The organism is Rhizobium sp. WYCCWR10014, assembly GCF_001657485.1.
In the GTDB taxonomy this organism is placed as follows: Bacteria; Pseudomonadota; Alphaproteobacteria; order Rhizobiales; family Rhizobiaceae; genus Rhizobium.
In genome coordinates this window covers 109,999-127,589 of the sequence record NZ_LXFU01000035.1, presented here as the reverse complement: position 1 = coordinate 127,589, position 17,591 = coordinate 109,999, and the positions used below count along the sequence as shown (strand labels likewise).

The 17,591-nt window shown below is 61.9% G+C and carries 14 protein-coding genes; 5 read left to right on the top strand and 9 right to left on the bottom strand.

The annotated features are described in order from the left end of the window. Positions 1-99: 99 nt before the first annotated feature. From A6U98_RS14920 to A6U98_RS14910, 3 genes are all read left to right on the top strand, one after another. Positions 100-588 (top strand): CYTH domain-containing protein, encoded by a 489-nt coding sequence (locus A6U98_RS14920; RefSeq protein WP_064650981.1) that lies wholly within the window; start codon positions 100-102, stop codon positions 586-588. Continuing rightward, positions 566-1,474 (top strand): CHAD domain-containing protein, encoded by a 909-nt coding sequence (locus A6U98_RS14915; protein ID WP_064650979.1) that lies wholly within the window; start codon positions 566-568, stop codon positions 1,472-1,474. The genes A6U98_RS14920 and A6U98_RS14915 overlap by 23 nt, the downstream gene beginning before the upstream one ends. A 61-nt stretch (positions 1,475-1,535) precedes the next feature. After that, positions 1,536-2,465: a rhodanese-related sulfurtransferase gene (locus tag A6U98_RS14910; protein WP_064650977.1), complete on the top strand. Its 930-nt coding sequence runs from the start codon at positions 1,536-1,538 to the stop codon at positions 2,463-2,465. Positions 2,466-2,483: 18 nt separating this feature from the next. Here A6U98_RS14910 and A6U98_RS14905 read toward each other — a convergent pair whose 3' ends face one another. Beyond that, the gene (locus tag A6U98_RS14905; RefSeq protein WP_064650975.1) at positions 2,484-4,697 is read right to left on the bottom strand and encodes an EAL domain-containing protein; all 2,214 of its coding nucleotides are present in this window, start codon (positions 4,695-4,697) and stop codon (positions 2,484-2,486) included. Positions 4,698-4,920: 223 nt separating this feature from the next. Further along, the gene (locus tag A6U98_RS14900) at positions 4,921-6,294 is read right to left on the bottom strand and encodes a GH1 family beta-glucosidase (RefSeq protein WP_064650973.1); all 1,374 of its coding nucleotides are present in this window, start codon (positions 6,292-6,294) and stop codon (positions 4,921-4,923) included. A 237-nt stretch (positions 6,295-6,531) separates the two neighbouring features. On the opposite strand from A6U98_RS14900, the gene A6U98_RS14895 reads away from it, so the two are divergent. Next, entirely contained in the window at positions 6,532-6,936 is a 405-nt protein-coding gene (locus A6U98_RS14895) for a DoxX family protein (protein WP_064650971.1), read from the top strand. 75 nt (positions 6,937-7,011) lie between these two features. On the opposite strand, the gene A6U98_RS14890 is transcribed toward A6U98_RS14895, so the two are convergent. The 5 genes from A6U98_RS14890 to A6U98_RS14870 form a co-directional block, all read right to left on the bottom strand. Then, positions 7,012-8,199 (bottom strand): Gfo/Idh/MocA family oxidoreductase, encoded by a 1,188-nt coding sequence (locus A6U98_RS14890; protein ID WP_064650969.1) that lies wholly within the window; start codon positions 8,197-8,199, stop codon positions 7,012-7,014. A 190-nt stretch (positions 8,200-8,389) separates the two neighbouring features. Then, complete coding sequence (locus tag A6U98_RS14885) at positions 8,390-9,442, bottom strand: sugar phosphate isomerase/epimerase (protein WP_012759029.1); 1,053 nt, start codon at positions 9,440-9,442, stop codon at positions 8,390-8,392. A 251-nt stretch (positions 9,443-9,693) separates the two neighbouring features. Next, complete coding sequence (locus A6U98_RS14880) at positions 9,694-10,641, bottom strand: substrate-binding domain-containing protein (protein WP_064650967.1); 948 nt, start codon at positions 10,639-10,641, stop codon at positions 9,694-9,696. Positions 10,642-10,740: 99 nt separating this feature from the next. Continuing rightward, the gene (locus A6U98_RS14875; protein WP_064650965.1) at positions 10,741-11,745 is read right to left on the bottom strand and encodes an ABC transporter permease; all 1,005 of its coding nucleotides are present in this window, start codon (positions 11,743-11,745) and stop codon (positions 10,741-10,743) included. A gap of 76 nt (positions 11,746-11,821) precedes the next feature. Beyond that, on the bottom strand, positions 11,822-13,348 hold the full coding sequence (locus A6U98_RS14870; RefSeq protein WP_064650963.1) for a sugar ABC transporter ATP-binding protein: 1,527 nt from the start codon (positions 13,346-13,348) through the stop codon (positions 11,822-11,824). 171 nt (positions 13,349-13,519) lie between these two features. Between A6U98_RS14870 and A6U98_RS14865 the strand changes: the two genes are divergently transcribed. After that, positions 13,520-14,551: a LacI family DNA-binding transcriptional regulator gene (locus A6U98_RS14865; protein WP_064650961.1), complete on the top strand. Its 1,032-nt coding sequence runs from the start codon at positions 13,520-13,522 to the stop codon at positions 14,549-14,551. A 77-nt stretch (positions 14,552-14,628) separates the two neighbouring features. On the opposite strand, the gene xylA is transcribed toward A6U98_RS14865, so the two are convergent. Together xylA and xylB are read right to left on the bottom strand one after the other, a co-directional pair. Beyond that, positions 14,629-15,939: a xylose isomerase gene (gene xylA / locus A6U98_RS14860; protein WP_017989459.1), complete on the bottom strand. Its 1,311-nt coding sequence runs from the start codon at positions 15,937-15,939 to the stop codon at positions 14,629-14,631. A 178-nt stretch (positions 15,940-16,117) separates the two neighbouring features. Further along, a complete protein-coding gene (gene xylB / locus A6U98_RS14855; protein ID WP_064650960.1) occupies positions 16,118-17,572 on the bottom strand; it encodes a xylulokinase in 1,455 nt (484 codons plus the stop codon). Positions 17,573-17,591: the final 19 nt, after the last annotated feature.

Here is a 17,591-nt window from a genome sequence, read left to right as displayed (position 1 = left end):
AAACCTTGTCGAGATAAAACCAGACCATATGACAAGATGGGTAGGAAATGCGTGGGAATTGGGCTACCGTGCCGCAATCGTCACATAAGGTTCACCGGTATGGCGAAAGAGATCGAGCGGAAGTTTCTTGTACGCAGCGATGGATGGCGTTCCGCCGTCGAGACGAAGTCTGTCCTCAGGCAGGGCTACATCGCCTCGATGGACGACCGTTCCGTGCGGGTACGCATTCTCGACGACAGGAAAGCGAAACTGACGATCAAGATCGGCCGCAGCACCATCACTCGCGACGAATTCGAATACGACATCCCGATCGCCGATGCCGAGGAGCTGTTGCAGAACGCAATCGGCGTCGTCATCGAGAAGACGCGCTACCGCGTTCCGCATGAAGGTTTCGTCTGGGAAGTCGACGTCTTTACCGGCGAGCATCGCGGACTGGTGATTGCCGAGGTGGAGATGACGGCCGAAACCGATGATCCGGCCCTGCCCACCTGGCTTGGCCGCGAAGTGACCGGCGATTTCCGTTATTCCAACCAGGCCCTTGCCACAGAATACGGGCACGACAGGCATGGCCTATCGCATTCGGCCTGACGCCGATTTCACCGAAGCGTTCCGCAACGCTGCGACCAGGCAGCTGGAACACGCCATCACTGTCCTCGGGGAACGCCCGGACGGCGCGCATGAGGCGATCCATTCTTTCCGAAAGAACCTGAAGCGATTACGCTCGCTCTACCGCCTCGTGGCCCGCGAGGTGCCGGATTTTCAGGCCCAGGAAAATGCGAGGCTGCGCGATGCCGCGCGCTCGCTTTCGGCGATCCGCGACGCTGCAGCCCTCATCGGCACCGCGCAATATCTGCAGCATGCAGCCCGCGGGAATGAGGAAAGCGAGGCGCTCGGCCGCATCGTCACCATTCTCGAAGGGCGCCGTGACTGGATGGCGGAAGCCGAACGCGGCCTGGAACAGCGGCTCGCGGAAACCGCCGACCTTCTGAAGGAGGCGATCGCCGCCTTGGACGCAGTCTCCTTTGATCGCGGCCACCGCAAGAATGCACGCATGCTGGCAAAAAGCTGGCGCCGCACCGCGCGCAAGGCCAAGACGGCGCTTGCGGCTTGCCACGGCGAGGCATCGGCTGACGATTTCCACGATCTGCGCAAACGCACCTACGACTATCGGCTCTACCATGCCCTTTTGCGTGACGTCTGGCCGGGCGCGATGAAGGCCAAGCGCGATGCGGCAAAGGAACTCGTCGAGGATCTCGGCCACATCCACGATCTCACCGTGCTCTCCGAACTGGTCGAGGCCGAACCGCAGCTCTTCACCCGCAATGACGACCTGGCGCATCTGCTCGACATCATCATCTTCCGCCAGCAGGAAGACCGGCGGCAAGCGCTGGTCAAAGCCGAAGCCGTCTTCGCCGATGATGCCGACGAGGAAGCCCAGCGCATCGAGCTTCTCTGGCTGATGGCTGGAAACTGAGAGAAGGCCGCCATCGGCGAAGGCAATTGCGCGGCCCGCCGATTTTCTGTATTTCCGGCCTATGACCGACAGCCTGACACACACCAGCCCGTTCCTCGTGGCCGCACTCTACCATTTCGTTTCCGTGCGGCGCTTTGCCGACCTGCAGGCGCCGTTGCAGACGCTTTGCCAGGAGAACGGCGTCAAGGGAACGCTGCTTCTGGCGCATGAAGGCATCAACGGCACGATCGCGGGCCTGGACGCCGGCGTTCACGCCGTGCTTGCCTTCCTGCGCGCCCAGCCGGAATTTTGGGGCCTGGAGCACAAGGAAAGCCGCGCCTCCAAAATGCCCTTCCTACGCATGAAGGTGAAGCTGAAAAAGGAAATCGTCACCATGGGTGTCGAAGATATCGACCCCAACAAGGTGGTCGGCACCTATGTGGAGGCCAAGGACTGGAACACGCTGATTTCCGATCCCGACACCATCGTCATCGACACCCGCAACGACTACGAGACGGCGATCGGAACCTTCCGCGGCGCGCTCGACCCGAAGACCAAGAGCTTCCGTGAGTTTCCAGAATGGGTGCGTCAGAATCCCGGTCTGCACAACAAGCCGAAGGTCGCCATGTACTGCACCGGCGGCATACGCTGCGAGAAGGCCACCGCCTTCATGAAGGCTGAGGGCTTCGACGAGGTCTATCATCTGAAGGGCGGCATCCTGAAATATCTGGAGGAAGTGCCGCAGGAAGAAAGCCTCTGGGATGGCGCCTGCTTCGTCTTCGACGAGCGCGTGTCCGTCGAGCACGGTTTGAAGGAAGGCGAACACCGGCTCTGCCACGCCTGCCGCAACCCGATCACTGCCGAAGAAATGACGTCGCCGCTTTACGAGGAAGGCGTTTCCTGCAGCCACTGCCACGACACGCGCACGGAGGAAGACCGGCTGCGTTACCGTCAGCGTCAGCAGCAAATCGCCCTGGCGAAGAAGCGCGGCCAGCGGCATATCGGCAGCTGAGCCAGGATTCTGATTGGATCAGCCTGCCGCCTGGATGCGGCGCCGAGCTTCCGGCCCCGCTGCACGTCGCTCGTTGAGCATCTCGGTGATAAGGTCTGATGTCACCGGCTTTCCGAACAAATAACCCTGCAGGCAGTCGCAGCCGAAAAGACGCATGGCTATCGCCTGCTCCTCGGTTTCGATGCCTTCGGCCGTCACCGGAATGTCGAGCGAGCGGGCGAGCGCCACCGTCGCCTGCAGCATCTCGCGCTGGCGTTTGTCGTTGACACCCATGACCAGCGAGCGGTCGATCTTGATGCGGTCGAAGCCGAACTGCCTGAGATAACCGATCGAGGAGAAGCCGGAACCGAAATCGTCGAGCGCCACCTTGACCCCCAGCCCCTTCAACCGTTCGATCGACTGGCGGGTGCGCTGCGGATTCTGGATCATGTAGCCTTCGGTGATCTCGAGCGTGATGCGGCCGGCCTCGATCTCCGTCTGCTTCAGCACGTAGCGCACATAGTCCGTAAAGGCGGGATTGCGGAACTGGCCGGGCGAGACGTTGACCGAGACGTTGAGCTCCGGCCATTGCTTGGCTGTCTCGCAGGCCTTGCGCAGCACGAACAGGCCGAGCGATTCGATGAGGCCGCTGGTCTCGGCGATTGGGATGAACAGCTCGGGCGAAACAGGACCATGGCCCGGACGGTTCCAGCGCACCAGCGCCTCGACGCCGGTCATCGCACGCGTCGCCGCATCGATCAGCGGCTGGTAGGCGAGCGTCAGGTCGCCGCTTTCGATGGCGATCCGGAGATCGAGCTCCAGCGCATTGCGCTGCTCTCGATCGGCGTCCATCGAAGGATCGTAGAGCGTCATGCGCGCGCGGCCGGCCTCCTTCGCCTTGTACATGGCAAGGTCGGAACGGCGCACCAGCTCCTCACGTCCGATCGCCCCGGAAGGCGACATGGCGATACCGATGCTTGCCCCGACGACCACGACACGGCGACCGATCTCCAGCGGCTCGACAAGAAAATCGAGGATCTGCTCGGCAAGCTGCAGGGCGGCGGCATTCTCGCTGTCGGAGAGAAAGGCGATCGCAAATTCATCGCCGCCGATGCGGGCGAGAACGGCACTCTGCGGAATGAGCACCTCGAGCCCAGCCGCGACCGCCCGGATCAACTGGTCGCCGGTGCCGTGGCCATAGCTATCATTGACTTCCTTGAAGCCATCGAGGTCGAGATAAAGAAGCAGCACATTACGCTTGGTCTGGCGTGCCTCGACGACAAAACGATCGACGGCGAGCCCGAGGCCGTCGCGATTGGAAAGACCGCTCAGCCTGTCGCGCAGCGCCTCCTCGCGGGCGCTGTTTTCCTCCGCCTTCAGGCGGCGGCCGGCAAGCCAGCCGATGACCAGCAGCACGACGAAGAACAGTCCGACGAGGCCGAGCGCCTGGATGACCATCGGCCGCACCTGTGCATAGCCGATATCTCCGGGTGAACGCGAGATCCACACGAGCTTGCCGAGCGTTGCCCCCGTCGGATCGACGATCGGGACGAGATAGTCGGCCGCAAAACTCGGCGGCGCCAGCCTCAGCCCGCCGATGACATAGGTCTGACCGAGTGCGGTCACCCTGTCGTCATCGAGATGGCGGGCGAAAACGAGATAGCGCTGCTGGCCGGCGGACACATCTAGCGAACCGGACTTTTTCCGCACCAATGCCACGCCGACGGCGGCAATGCCCCGCTTGGTGGTGACGAAACCGATCGCCTGAGGACGATCGGCCGGGCCGGCCGCCTTCACCGTGTCGAACAGGGTCCAGAGCGAAGGCGCGAAGAAATCCGTGAGCGGCTCCTCCATCGGTTTGCCATCGCGATAGGCCATGATCGCCTTCTTCTCGGCATCGATGACGATCGCCATGTCGAAAAGCGAGCTGTTGACCGACATCTCGCCGTAGTTGCTCACCGTCCAGGCCATACCATCGGCTGCGTAGACGTTGACGGCAGCGTCATCCCAGGCGGCGTAATCGTCGAGCGTCGCACCAAGCTGATCCTCGAAGGTCTTCAACGCGCCGATCGTCGTTTCGCGCGAGCGCTCGTCATCGAGAACATTGGAATTTTCGGCCACGCGTTCAAGCGCCGTCAGCACCATGATGGTGACGACCGCGACGATGACCGCGAAGGAGAAAAGCACGCCGGTGACGGTGATGTGACGGCTTATTCCCGATCCTTTGCTCTGCGACTTTCCGGCTGTCTGCATTACGACTCCCTGACCGTCGGACTTTGCCAGCCAAGGGTTCAAAAACGTTTAAGCAACCGGCTGTTGCAGGCCTCTCGCGATCTATTTTTCTGCCTACCGCCGGTCGTCGCGAAAATCATGGCAAGCAGCGTCAGCTTGCCATGCCGGCCGGAGGTCCGCGCCCAGATGGCGCGCGATAAGCGTCAGACAGGTGCCGTTCTCAAGTGGCCGCGGGTCAGCTGCGCTAAACCGCCTTGTGATTGCCCTTCGGGAATTGCGCCGCGAGTTGGCGATACCAATTGCCGCTCTTCTTCACCGTGCGCAGCTGGGTTTCATAATCAACATGGACGAGACCGAAGCGCATACGGTAGCCTTCCGCCCATTCGAAATTGTCCATCAGGCTCCAGGCGAAATAGCCGCGTAGGGGATAGCCGTCCTTGATGAGGCCGGCAACGATGTCGAGGTGATCGCCGACATAGTCGAGGCGCATCGTATCGTCGACCTCGCCGTCGATGACATCGGTGTTGTCGCAGGCGCCGTTCTCGGTGATGTAGCATTCCGGCAGTTCGTAGCGACGGTAGAGGTCCTCGACCGAGAGCTTCAGGCCAGGCGCATAGATTTCCCAGCCGATATCGGTCTTGACGTCGCTTGCTGGCGGCGCTTCCACCGTCCAGGGGAAATCGCCTTTGCGTTCGGCATCATCGGTGATCCGCTCGGGCTTGTAATAGTTCAGGCCCCACCAGTCGAGTTTCTGGCTGATGAGCTTCAGGTCGCCATCCTCGATGACAGGCATACGGTCGCCGAGCGCCTCGACGAATTCCTTCGGATACTCGCCCTTGAAGACGGGATCGAAGAAAGCGCCGTTGTGGAACTGATGCGCACGCTCGCCGGCGGCAAGATCGGTCGGGCTGTCGGAGCCGGGAATGATCGAGGCGGCGTTGAGCACGAGGCCGACCGGCACGTTGGGGGCTTCCGAGCGGATCGCCTCGACGCCGAGACCGTGGGCAAGGTTCATGTAATGCATGGCGTGAAGGGCGGCCTGCATGTTGCGCTCGCCCGGAGCATGGATGCCGTAGAGGTGGCTGAGCCAGACGATGCACCAGGGTTCGTTGAAGGTCGCAACCCGGTCGAGACGATCGCCAAGGCGGTTCATCACCGTCTTGGCATAGCGCTGAAACGCATAGGCGGTCGAGCGGGCTGTCCAGCCGCCGTCGCCGGCGAGCAACAGCGGCAGATCCCAGTGGTAGAGCGTTGCGAAGGTCTTGATGCCGCGCGCCTTGCAGCCGTCGACCAGCCGGTCGTAGAAATCGAGGCCGGCTTCGTTCACCGGACCCGTGCCGTCGGGGATAATGCGCGGCCAGGCAATCGAGAACCGGTAGGCTTCGACACCCATCTCCTTGATGAGATCGAGGTCCTGTTCCAGGCGATTATAGTGATCGCAGGCAACGTCGCCGTTATCGCGATTATGGACGCGGCCGGGCATATTGCAGAAAGCATCCCAGATGGATGGCTTGCGGCCATCGGCCTTGCTAGCACCTTCGATCTGGAAGGCGGCGGTGGCAACGCCGAAGGTGAAGTCGCCGGGAAAGCGCTCTGCGAGTTTCTTCGGATCGATCATCTGTAAATCCCATCTCTCAGGTTGAGCCGTTTGCGCCGGATTTAGCCAAGCCTGCGGGCAAAGTACAGGCTGGCGGCGAGAAAAACTGCAACGTTGCAGGAGGAAAAACGGAGCAGCTGCAACGCCGCTCCCTTACCGGCAGCCACCCTCATAACGGCAATGTCAGCAGTCGTGACTTGGCTATTGAGACCGCGATCCTTACACGGGAAATGACAGCACGAATATGAAAGGAATCCAATGCTCTCTTCGGTCCATTCGCTGCAGCCTCATCTGCTGAGCCTGTTGCGCATCGTCTCGTCACTTGTACTTTTCAGCTACGGAACACAGAAGATCCTGCATTTTCCGGCTGCGGCAAGCGTGCCACCCGCGGGCTCGCTCTCCTGGATTGCCGGGCTGCTCGAACTCACCTTCGGCTTCCTGGTGCTTGTCGGATTCCAGACCCGTATCGCAGCCTTCGTGCTCTCGGGCCTGATGGCCTTCGCCTATTTCATCGGCCATGCATCGAAGGGCATCTACCCCGCACAGAACGGTGGCGTCGCGGCGATCCTGTTCTGCTTCGTCTTCCTTTATCTGGTGGCGGCAGGTGCCGGACCGTTGAGCGTCGACAACCTGCTAAAGCGCGGCCGCACTGTTGCTGCCTGATCAAAAATAAACCAAACGCCGAGGCGGCTGGACCCGCCTCGGCGCTTTTTCATGGGGCGATGCGGATCGGTAAATTCAGACCTTGACCCATGCGCCGTTCTTCTTGGAAGACGCGACGCAGGCTTCGACAAAGGCCACACCCTTCACGCCGTCATCGACTGTGGGGTAGACCGCCGCCTTATCGACGACCTTGCCCTTCTTGCGGGCGTTGATCGCATGCGCGGCTTCGGTATAGATCGTCGCAAAGGCTTCGAGATAACCTTCCGGATGCCCAGATGGCACACGTGTGACACGGCCGGCAGCCGCGCCTGAACCGGCGCCGCCCCGGGTGATCAGCCGCTTCGGCTCGCCGAAAGGCGTGTACCACAAGTAGTTCGGGTCCTTCTGGGTCCATTCCAGCCCGCCCTTGCTGCCGTAGACGCGCACCATCAGGCCGTTCTCATGGCCGGGTGCCACTTGGCTGCACCAGAGCATGCCCTTGGCCGGCTTCTCCGAGCCCTTCGCCTTGAAGCGCAGCATGACATGCGCATTGTCGTCCAGCCGGCGGCCCGGAACGAAACTGTCGAGGTCGGCGGCGAGGCTGTCGAGTTCGAGACCTGATATGAAGGCGGCGAGATTATAGGCATGCGTGCCGATATCGCCGGTCGAGCCGCCGACGCCGGACTGTGCCGGATCGGTGCGCCAGGCGGCCTGCTTCTGGCCGGTTTGCTCGACCGCTTCCGTCAGCCAGTCCTGCGGATATTCGGCCTGGACGACGCGGATATCGCCGAGTTCGCCGTTCGCGATCATCTCGCGCGCCTGGCGGACCATCGGATAGCCGGTGTAATTATGCGTCAGCACGAAGAGCGCGCCGCTCTCGTCGGCGATCTTCTTCAGCTTCTTCGCATCGGCAAGGTTTGACGTCAGCGGCTTGTCGCAGATGACATGGATGCCGCGCTTGAGGAATTCCTTGGCCGCATCGTAATGCACATGGTTCGGCGTGACGATTGCCACCGCCTCGATGCCGTTCTTCAGCTTCGCCTCGCGGATCGCCATCTCACGATAGCTGGAATAGGTCCGCGACGGATCAAGGCCGAGATCACGGCCGGATGTGATCGCCTTTTCGGGCGAGGCCGACAGCGCGCCGGCGATGAGATCGTACTGATCGTCGATGCGTGCCGCGATACGGTGCACCGCGCCGATAAACGCGCCCGCGCCGCCGCCCACCATGCCGAGCCGGATGCGCGGCTCGCGTGTCTGTTCGGATGATGCTTCGATTGCCATTGATTCCTCCTGAATCTTTTTCTTCCCTTCTCCCCTCGGGGAGAAGGTGGCCCGAAGGGTCGGATGAGGGGGCTTCACGGCAGGTTTGCCTTTCGCTTGTCGCTCAAGGCATTCGCCGCTATCGCTCCTCATCCCCCTCATCTGCCCTGACGGGCATCTTCTCCCCGCCGGGGAGAAGGGAAATGAAAGCCTAAAGCCCCAGCATCCGCCGGTTCGCCGCCTGGTCCGTGCCGCTGCCGGCGAAATCGTCGAAGGCTTTCTCGGTGACGCGGATGATATGGGCGGCAACGAATTCTGCGCCCTCGCGGGCACCGTCTTCCGGATGCTTCAGCGCGCATTCCCATTCGACCACGGCCCAGCCGTCGAAATTATTGGCCGTCATCTTCGAGAACACCGCGCCGAAATCGACCTGACCGTCGCCGAGCGAACGGAACCGGCCGGCGCGTTCGACCCAGCCTTGATAGCCACCGTAGACGCCCTGGCGCCCTGTCGGATTGAACTCCGCATCCTTGACGTGGAACATCTTGATGCGGTCTTTGTAGATGTCGATATTGTCGAGATAATCGAGGCACTGCAGGACGTAGTGCGAGGGATCGTAGAGCATGTTGGCGCGCGGATGGTTCTTGACCCGCTCCAGGAACATCTCGAAGGTGATGCCGTCATGCAGGTCCTCGCCCGGGTGGATCTCGTAGCAGACGTCGATACCGTTCTCGTCCGCATGATTGAGGATCGGCGTCCAGCGGCGAGCGAGTTCGTCGAAGGCAGTCTCGACCAGACCGGCAGGACGCTGCGGCCAAGGATAGATGAAGGGCCAGGCAAGCGCACCGGAGAAGGTCGCATGCGCCTTGAGCCCGAGGTTTTTGGATGCCGTCAGCGCCATCTTGACCTGCTCGACCGCCCATTCCTGACGCGCCTTCGGATTGCCGCGCACCTCTGGTGCCGCAAACCCGTCGAAGGCTTCGTCATAGGCCGGGTGAACGGCGACGAGCTGGCCTTGCAGATGAGTGGAGAGTTCGGTGATCTCGATGCCGTTTTCGCGCGCCTTGCCGGCGAATTCGTCGCAATAATCCTTCGACGTGGCAGCCTTCTTCAGATCGATCAGCTGGCTGGCCCAGGTCGGCACCTGGACGCCCTTGTAACCGATGTCGGCCGCCCATTTGGTGATTGCGTCCCACGAGTTGAAAGGTGCGGTATCGCCCGCGAACTGGCCAAGGAAAAGGCCGGGGCCCTTGATCGTCTTCATGTCAGATTCCTCCCTGAATATCGACCGTAAACGTTTCTGAGATGTTGTAACACGCTATTTGACGGGAGCAAGGCGCCTCCTCGCCCTTGGCTCGTGATTTGGCGCGAGGCCAGATGCGGTATGGCTGCGAGCTAATCATGATGGGCTTTGGCGGGCAAGAGGTACGTGCAGCATTTTCGCTCACTCGCCCGAAGCAAGGCATAAAAAATGCGCCCATCCTTTCGAATGGGCGCATGTCTGCAATCAATGGATCAGAACGGAGAATCCGGGAAATAGAAATCCTTGGCGTTATCCTTGGTGATCAGCGTTGCGTCGAGGATATAGCTGCCCTGGACCGGGACCTGATCGTAAAGTGCTGCCGCCGTCAGTTCCATCGCCGTGCCGACCATTGCCGGCGGATAGAGAACGTCGACCGGGATCAGCTTGTCGCCATCCATGACCTTCTTGACCATGTCCTTGGAGCCGGCACCGGCGACGACATACTTGATGTCTGTGCGCTTGGCCTGCTCGATCGCCTGCAGAACGCCGACGGCCATGTCGTCGTCCTGGCACCATACGACGTCGATCTTCTGGTACTTGGTCAGGTAGTCCTGCATGACCTTGAAGGCATCGTCGCGGTTCCAGTTGCCGTACTGACGGTCGAGAACCTTGACGTTCGAGCCGGCAATGCCCTTGTCGAAGCCGTCCTGGCGCTGCTGGTCGATCGGGATCGGCAGGCCGCGGATGATGACCACTTCAGCGTCCGGCGTCGTGTCCTTGATGTACTTGCCGGCGACTTCGCCGAGAGCCGGGTTGTTGCCGGCGACATAGAGGTCGCGCACGGAATTGTCGTTGTTGCTCGGCGCACGGTCGACGAGGGCGACGAACTTGCCCTTGCCCTTGACTTCCTTGATGGCGTTGACGAGCGGATCCGGATCCGACGGCAGGATGACGAGGGCGTCGATGCCCTGCGTATCGAGATCCTGCACGGCGTTGGCCTGGCTGGCGGCGTCCGGCGAGGTCTTGACGATGACGTTGAGACCGGGATGTTCGGCCATCAGCAGCTTGGCAACGCGTTCGGCATGGAACACGACGCCCGACGTCCAACCGTGGTCGGCGGCCGGAATGGATACGCCGATCGTGAATTTCTTGTCCTGGGCGTGAGCGGCGCCGGCGAAGGTCACCGCCGCAACCGCCAGGCCCAACATCAATTTACGCATGCTATTTCCTCCCAATAACTTCAGGGACTTTTCCATACGGGACCGGACGCCCTGTAAGCCCGATCAATTTTAACCCCGGCCAATTGCAAGCCGGTCATTTCAAGATTTGCGCACCAGCGAGCGCTGGACGAACATGGCGATGATGATGATCGCACCCTGGATGGCGCCGATCAGATATTCGCTGATGAAATTCGAAAGCAGCATGATGTTGCCGACGAGTTCGAGAATGAAGGCGCCGCAGATCGTGCCCCAGACCCTGCCCGCGCCACCCTTGAGCGCAGTGCCGCCGACGACGACGGCCGTGATCGCCTGCAGTTCCCATAGGATGCCCGTCGTCGCCGACGTCGAGCCGAGGCGGGGAACGTAGAGCAGCACGGCAATGGCGACGCACAGTCCCTGGATGACGAAGGCGATCGTCCTGACGCGGTTGACCGCGATGCCCGAATAGCGGGCGACATCGCTGTTCGATCCGACGGCGACGACATGGCGCCCGTATCGGGTGCGATAGAGGATGAAGGCCGCAACCGCCGTCACTGCCAGGATCACCACGATCGGCACCGGTATCCCGGCGATATTGCCGAAATATGCCGGACGATAGAGCGTCTGAATATCGGCGGAGCGAAGCGTGATCGCGCCGCCCTGCGACAGCCATGTCGTCAGGCCGCGATAGATGCCCATCGTGCCGAGCGTCGCGATGAAGGGCTCGATCCTGCCCACCGTCGTGATCAGGCCGTTTGCCAGGCCGCAGAGCGCGCCGGCGACGATCGTGAAGACGGCCGCGAACGTCAGCATCAACGCCGGGTTTTCGATGGCGCCCGAATTCATCAGCAGGATCATCAGGCTGGCGACGAAGGCCACCATCGAGCCCACCGACAGGTCGAGATCGCCTGCTGATATCACAAAGGTCGCGCCGACCGCGATGATGGCGATGAAGGCGCTGCGCGTCGCGACATTGGCAAGGTTGGTGATGCCGATGAAATTGGGATTGACCAGGGCTCCGACGATCAGCAGCAGCGCCAGGGCGACGAAAGGCGCGACCGCACGCAGGTCGACATCTCGCCAGGATCGGCGCCGGATTTCCCTGGTCTCCTCGTTGACACTCATTTCCAAACCAACCTCCCGTCCCATATTTCTGGGCATCTTATCTGCCGTCCTGATCGGCGAAGCCCTGCTTCAGCCTTCAGGCGGCCGCCTTCTTCTTCAGCCCGGCGGCGTAACGCATGATCTCCTGCTCGGAAATCTCGTCGCCCTCGAGCACGCCGACGATACGCCCTTCGCGCATCACCGCCACTCTTGTGCAGAGGCCGATGACCTCCGGCATCTCCGAGGACACGACGATGATCGACCGGCCGTCCCGAGCGAGCGCCGAGATGAAATGATAGATCTGCTGCTTGGTGCCGACATCGATGCCGCGCGTCGGCTCGTCGATGATGATGATCTGCGGCTCGGTCTCCATGACCTTGGCGAGCAGCAGCTTCTGCTGGTTTCCCCCCGACATCCGGCCGGCGACGATATTGCCGTCGCGAACCCTGATATCGAAGCGGCGCTTGGCCTTTGCCATCGCGGCCGCCTCGCTGCCCGGGCTGAGATAGCCGTGACGAGCGTGCCTTCCGAGCGATTGCAGTGTCAGATTGGTCACCATGCCGGAGCGCAGCAGCAGGCCTTTCGACTTGCGGTCCTTGGTCATATAGGCGAGCCCGCAGCGATTGGCGGCATGCACGTCGCCGGAGGGAACCGTTTCCCCCTTGATGACCACCTCGCCCTCGAGACGGGTCCGCAACCCGGCGATCGCTTCCATCAGTTCGGTGCGGCCGGAGCCGATCATGCCGGAAAAACCGATGATCTCGCCCTTGCGCACCTCGAAGCTCGCATCCTTCACATAACCCGTCGACACCGAAGCGACTCTGAGGACGACCTCCTCGTCGACATCAGGCTCGGCCTTGGCGGGATAGAGGCTGGAGAGTTCGCGGCCAACCATCAACTGCGCGATCGATTCCCCATCCAGAACGGACGTCGGCGAAGTCTTGATCCACTGGCCGTCGCGCAGCACCGTGACGCGGTCGGTCAAATCCATCACCTCGTCGAGCTTATGGGACACGAAGACGAAGCTGGTACCCTGGTCGCGAAGCTTGCGAACCTGCTTGAACAACATGTTGGTCTCTTCCCGCGACAGCACCGCAGTCGGCTCGTCCATGAACACCACCCGCGCATCGCGGCTGATCGCCTTGGCGATTTCGACCATCTGCTTGTCGGCGATGGAAAGCGTGCTGATCAGCGCATTCTCGTCGACATGCGAACCGAGCACGTCGAGAACCTTGCGTGTCTCCGACCGCATATATTTGCGGTCGAGCATGCCGAAACGGGTGACTTCACGCCCGAGAAAGAGGCTCTCCGTCACGGTCAGATGTTCGGCGAGGTTGAATTCCTGGTGAATGATGACGATGCCGAGCGCCTCGGCGGCGCCGTTGGGCGGCAGGACGACGGGCGTGCCGTCAAGCAGGATTTCGCCGGAACTCGGCTGCTCGAAACCGGACAAAACCTTGACAAGCGTGGATTTGCCGGCGCCATTTTCACCCATGAGCGCATGGATTTCGCCGGCGCGGAGATCGAAATTCACGCTGAAGAGGACCTGCACTCCACTGAAGGATTTGCATATGCGCCTGGCGGACAGCACCACGGGTGCGGTGTCGGCGGTCTCCACGGTCATCTGATCCTCCCCAAAGCGGCTCTCCGTCCGCTCTGAACCCTTATGTAAACCTTTACATACATCGTGTAAAGGTTTACATCGTTGATTTACACAGATCAGTTGAAGCCTGCCTTTGACCTCTCGACAAGTCTGTGTAGTGTCGCGGCGAAGACAGCCCCAAGGCAGAGCCCAGTGTCGAATTCCACGCCCGCAACCATCGAAGACGTCGCCCGGATCGCCGAAGTGTCCATCGCGACGGTTTCCCGGGCAATCCACATGCCGGAGAAGGTCGCGAACTCCACGCGCCTCAAGGTCAACCAGGCAATCGCCATCACCGGCTATACGACCAATGCGATGGCGCGCAGCCTGAGGCTCGGCCGCTCCAACATGATCCTCGTCGTGGCGCCCGATATCGGCGATCCCAATTTCTCCAACATTCTCGTCGGGCTGGAGAACGAAGCGCGCGCGCACGGCTACGGCATCCTGATCGGCCACACGCAGAACGATGCCCAGCGCGGCCTGGAATATCTGAAATTCTTCAATTCCAACCAGGCGGCCGGATTGATCCTTTTCACCGGCATCCTGCCCTTCGGGCATCAGACCATGACCGCGCGGCTGCCGCCGAGCGTCGGCGTTTTCGAGCCCGTCTTCAACGGCGGCATTCCCTATGTCGGTGTCGACGATACCGAGGGCGCTCGGAAAGCGGTGGACCTGCTGCTGGCCGAAGGACACCGCAAGATCGCTTTCATCGGCGATTCGCGCACCCGGCTTGCCTATACCAGGCGCCGCATGGGTTACGACGCCGGTCTCGACGCCGCCGGCATCCCGCCCGACACCAGGATCGTGCTCGAAGGTGACGGCACGATCGAAAGCGGGCGGCATGCGGTCGAACAGCTTTTCATGCGCGACACGCTTCCAACCGCCTTCATGTGCGTCAACGACCAGACCGCGATTGGCGTCATGGTCGGCCTCGGCGCGCGAGGTTACGACATTCCGCGGGATTTCTCGGTGACCGGTTTCGACGACGTGCCGCAGGCCGTCTTCATATCGCCACCGCTGACCACGATCCGCCAGCCGAGAACGGCGATCGGCAAGCAGGCGATGGCGCTGCTGCTGGAACTTCTGTCCGATGGCCGGCCGGCCGAAACGGAAATCCTGCTGCGGCCGGATCTGGTAGTTCGAAACTCCGTCTCGGCGCCGTCGCGCAACTGGTCGAAGCGTTGAACCAGTATCACTGTGCGCTTAAGGCGCATTTAGCCGGCAAAATTGCGCCGGCGACCAATGGCCGCCGGCGCTGATCGTCAAACGTAACGGTTGACGACGTTCTCAAGCAATTCCTGCTTGCCCGACCGCGGCTGCGGGTTCACGTCGTGGCTCTCGACATAGTGGGTGATCTCATCCAGCGAATACTCGCCGCGGAAGAGCTTCTGCGCTTCGGCGGATTCCCAGCCGGCATAACGATCGGCGAGTGGCTGCGACAGAGCCTTGTCCTCGATCATCCTGGCAGCGGCCTTCAGGCCGCGGGCGCAGCAATCCATGCCGCCGATATGGCCGATCAGCAGGTCCGCCGGGTCGAGAGACTGACGGCGCAGCTTCGAGTCGAAGTTGGTGCCGCCGGTCTTGAAGCCGCCGCCTGCCAGAACATGGTAGTAGGCGAGCGCCATTTCGGGAACATTGTTCGGGAACTGGTCGGTGTCCCAGCCGGACTGGTAGTCGTTGCGGTTCATGTCGATCGAGCCGAAGATGCCGAGCGCATTGGCAAGCGCCAGCTCGTGCTCGAAGGAGTGGCCGGCAAGGATCGCGTGGCCCTGCTCGATATTGAGCTTCACCTCGTTTTCAAGGCCGTGCTTCTTGAGGAAGCCATAGACAGTCGCGACGTCGTAATCATACTGGTGCTTGGTCGGCTCCTGCGGCTTCGGCTCGATCAGGATCGTGCCCTTGTAGCCGATCTTGTGCTTGTATTCGACGACGAGGTTGAGGAAGCGTCCGAGCTGGTCGAGCTCGCGGCCGATATCGGTGTTGAGCAGCGTCTCGTAACCTTCGCGGCCGCCCCAGAGCACGTAGTTTTCGCCGCCGAGCTTCTGCGTGGCATCGATGCAGGTCTTGACCGTCGCGGCTGCGAAAGCGAAGACGTCAGGATCCGGATTGGTCGCAGCGCCCGACATATAGCGGCGGTGGGAGAAGAGGTTCGCCGTGCCCCAGAGCAGCTTGGTGCCGGTTGCGGCCTGCTTCTCGGCGAAATAATCGACGATCTCGTTGAGGTTTTTAGTGTTCTCGGCGAAAGTCTTGCCTTCCGGACGCACGTCGGCGTCATGGAAGCAGTAGTAGGGCGAGCCGAGCAGCGAGAAGAATTCGAAGGCGACGTCGGCCTTGAGCTTGGCGGCCTTCATCGTGTCCTCGAACCAGGGACGCAGGAAGGTCTGCCCGCCGAAGGGATCGCCGCCCGGCCAGGTGAAGGTGTGCCAGTAGGCCACCGCAAAGCGCAGATGGTCTTCCATGCGCTTGCCCATGACGATCTCGTCCGGCTGGTAATGGCGGAAGGCCAGCGGATTGGTGCTGTCCGGGCCTTCGTATTTCACTTTCTGGATATCGCCGAAAAATCCGGTGCTCATGTTGGTTCTCCTTGGGTTCGTATCTTTTCGAAGTTCTGAATTGTTGGTCTACGTCAAGGGCCTCCTCATCCGCCTGCCGGCATCTTCCCCCCGAGGGGGTCCGAAGGACGGGTCGAGACACGTGGCTCGACCCAGGTCGGTGCCGGCAGGCGGATGAGGGGGCCGCTGGCTCAAACTCTCAATGCGCCAGCGACTTGATCGCCGGGTAGAGCGCACGGTAGCGCTTGTAAGCATCCTCATAAGCGCCGCTCAGTGCGGACACCGGCTCGATCGTGCCTGCCGTCACCGGCGGCGTGCAGACGGCAATGGGATCCGCGCCCGTTGCCGTGATCAGGCCGAGACGGGCAGCGCCGAAGGCCGCGCCGAAATCGCCGTCGGCCGGCAGATCGACCGGAACGCCGAGGGCGGTCGCGATTGACGCCAGCCAGTAACGCGAGCGCGAACCGCCGCCGATCGCCGTGACCCGGGATATGCCGGTGCCGGCCGAGCGCAACGCTTCGAGATTGTCGCGGATGGCGAAGGCGACACCTTCGAGCACCGCCTGGGTGAGAACGACACGGCTGCTTTCATGTTCAAGGCCGATGAAGGCGCCGCGGATGACGGCATCATTGTGCGGCGTGCGCTCGCCGGAGAGATAAGGCAGGAAGGTGACGCCGGTGGGCGCCTTCAGCGTCTCGCCGACTTCGCCGGTGAGATCTGCGGCCGACTTGCCGGTCACACCGGAATGCCAGTTCAGTGCATCGGTGGCCGACAGGATGACACCCATCTGGTGCCAGGTGTTCGGCAGCGCGTGGCAGAAGGCATGCACGGCGCTTTCCGGCTTCGGCAGATAGGAACCGTTGGCGGCAAAAAGCACGCCTGATGTGCCGAGCGAGACGAAGGCGGCGCCATCGCTGACCGTGCCCATGCCGCAGGCCGAGGCCGCATTGTCGCCGGCACCGCCGGCAACGACGACATCACCTGATATGCCCCATTGCGCCGATAGTTCGGACCGCAGCTTGCCGGCCTGCTCGGTGCCTTCGACGAGCGCCGGCATCTGCCCCTCGGAAAGGTTGGTGGCGGCCAGCAGTTCGGAGGACCAGGCGCGCTTGCCGGTGTCGAGCCAGGAGGTGCCGGCAGAGTCCGACATTTCCGAGATATAGTCGCCGGTCAGCCAGAGACGCAGATAGTCCTTCGGCAAGAGCACCTTGGCGATCTTGGCGAAGACATCGGGCTCATGCTTCTCGACCCAGGCGAGCTTCGGCGCCGTAAAGCCGGGGAAGACGATGTTGCCGGTGAGCGCGCGAAAGCGCGGATCGGCATCAAGCGCCGCGGCCTCGACGTAGCTGCGAGTGTCGTTCCAGAGGATGCACGGGCGCAGCACCTTGTCGGTGGCATCGATGAGCGTTGCGCCATGCATCTGACCGGAAAGGCCGATGCCCTTGACCGCCGCCAACTCCTTCGGATGTTTTGCCTTGAGGCCGGCGACGGCCTCTTCCGTGGCGCGCACCCAGTGGGCCGGCTCCTGCTCCGACCAGCCGGAATGCGGACGCGAGACGTCGAGCGAACCATTGGCCGAGCCGACGATCTTCTGATCACCGTCGATCAGCATCGCCTTGACGCCGGAGGTTCCGAGATCGAGACCCAGATACATGTGGTATTTCTCCCTTTGC

Coding starts and splice junctions, on each gene's coding strand:
- A6U98_RS14885 (WP_012759029.1), bottom strand. CDS start 9,442: ATGAAGACGATCAAGGGCCCCGGCCTTTTCCTTGGCCAGTTCGCGGGC.
- A6U98_RS14870 (WP_064650963.1), bottom strand. CDS start 13,348: ATGACCGTGGAGACCGCCGACACCGCACCCGTGGTGCTGTCCGCCAGG.
- A6U98_RS14905 (WP_064650975.1), bottom strand. CDS start 4,697: ATGCAGACAGCCGGAAAGTCGCAGAGCAAAGGATCGGGAATAAGCCGT.
- xylA (WP_017989459.1), bottom strand. CDS start 15,939: ATGAGCACCGGATTTTTCGGCGATATCCAGAAAGTGAAATACGAAGGC.
- A6U98_RS14890 (WP_064650969.1), bottom strand. CDS start 8,199: ATGGCAATCGAAGCATCATCCGAACAGACACGCGAGCCGCGCATCCGG.
- A6U98_RS14920 (WP_064650981.1), top strand. CDS start 100: ATGGCGAAAGAGATCGAGCGGAAGTTTCTTGTACGCAGCGATGGATGG.
- A6U98_RS14915 (WP_064650979.1), top strand. CDS start 566: ATGGCCTATCGCATTCGGCCTGACGCCGATTTCACCGAAGCGTTCCGC.
- xylB (WP_064650960.1), bottom strand. CDS start 17,572: ATGTATCTGGGTCTCGATCTCGGAACCTCCGGCGTCAAGGCGATGCTG.
- A6U98_RS14880 (WP_064650967.1), bottom strand. CDS start 10,641: ATGCGTAAATTGATGTTGGGCCTGGCGGTTGCGGCGGTGACCTTCGCC.
- A6U98_RS14875 (WP_064650965.1), bottom strand. CDS start 11,745: ATGAGTGTCAACGAGGAGACCAGGGAAATCCGGCGCCGATCCTGGCGA.
- A6U98_RS14895 (WP_064650971.1), top strand. CDS start 6,532: ATGCTCTCTTCGGTCCATTCGCTGCAGCCTCATCTGCTGAGCCTGTTG.
- A6U98_RS14900 (WP_064650973.1), bottom strand. CDS start 6,294: ATGATCGATCCGAAGAAACTCGCAGAGCGCTTTCCCGGCGACTTCACC.
- A6U98_RS14910 (WP_064650977.1), top strand. CDS start 1,536: ATGACCGACAGCCTGACACACACCAGCCCGTTCCTCGTGGCCGCACTC.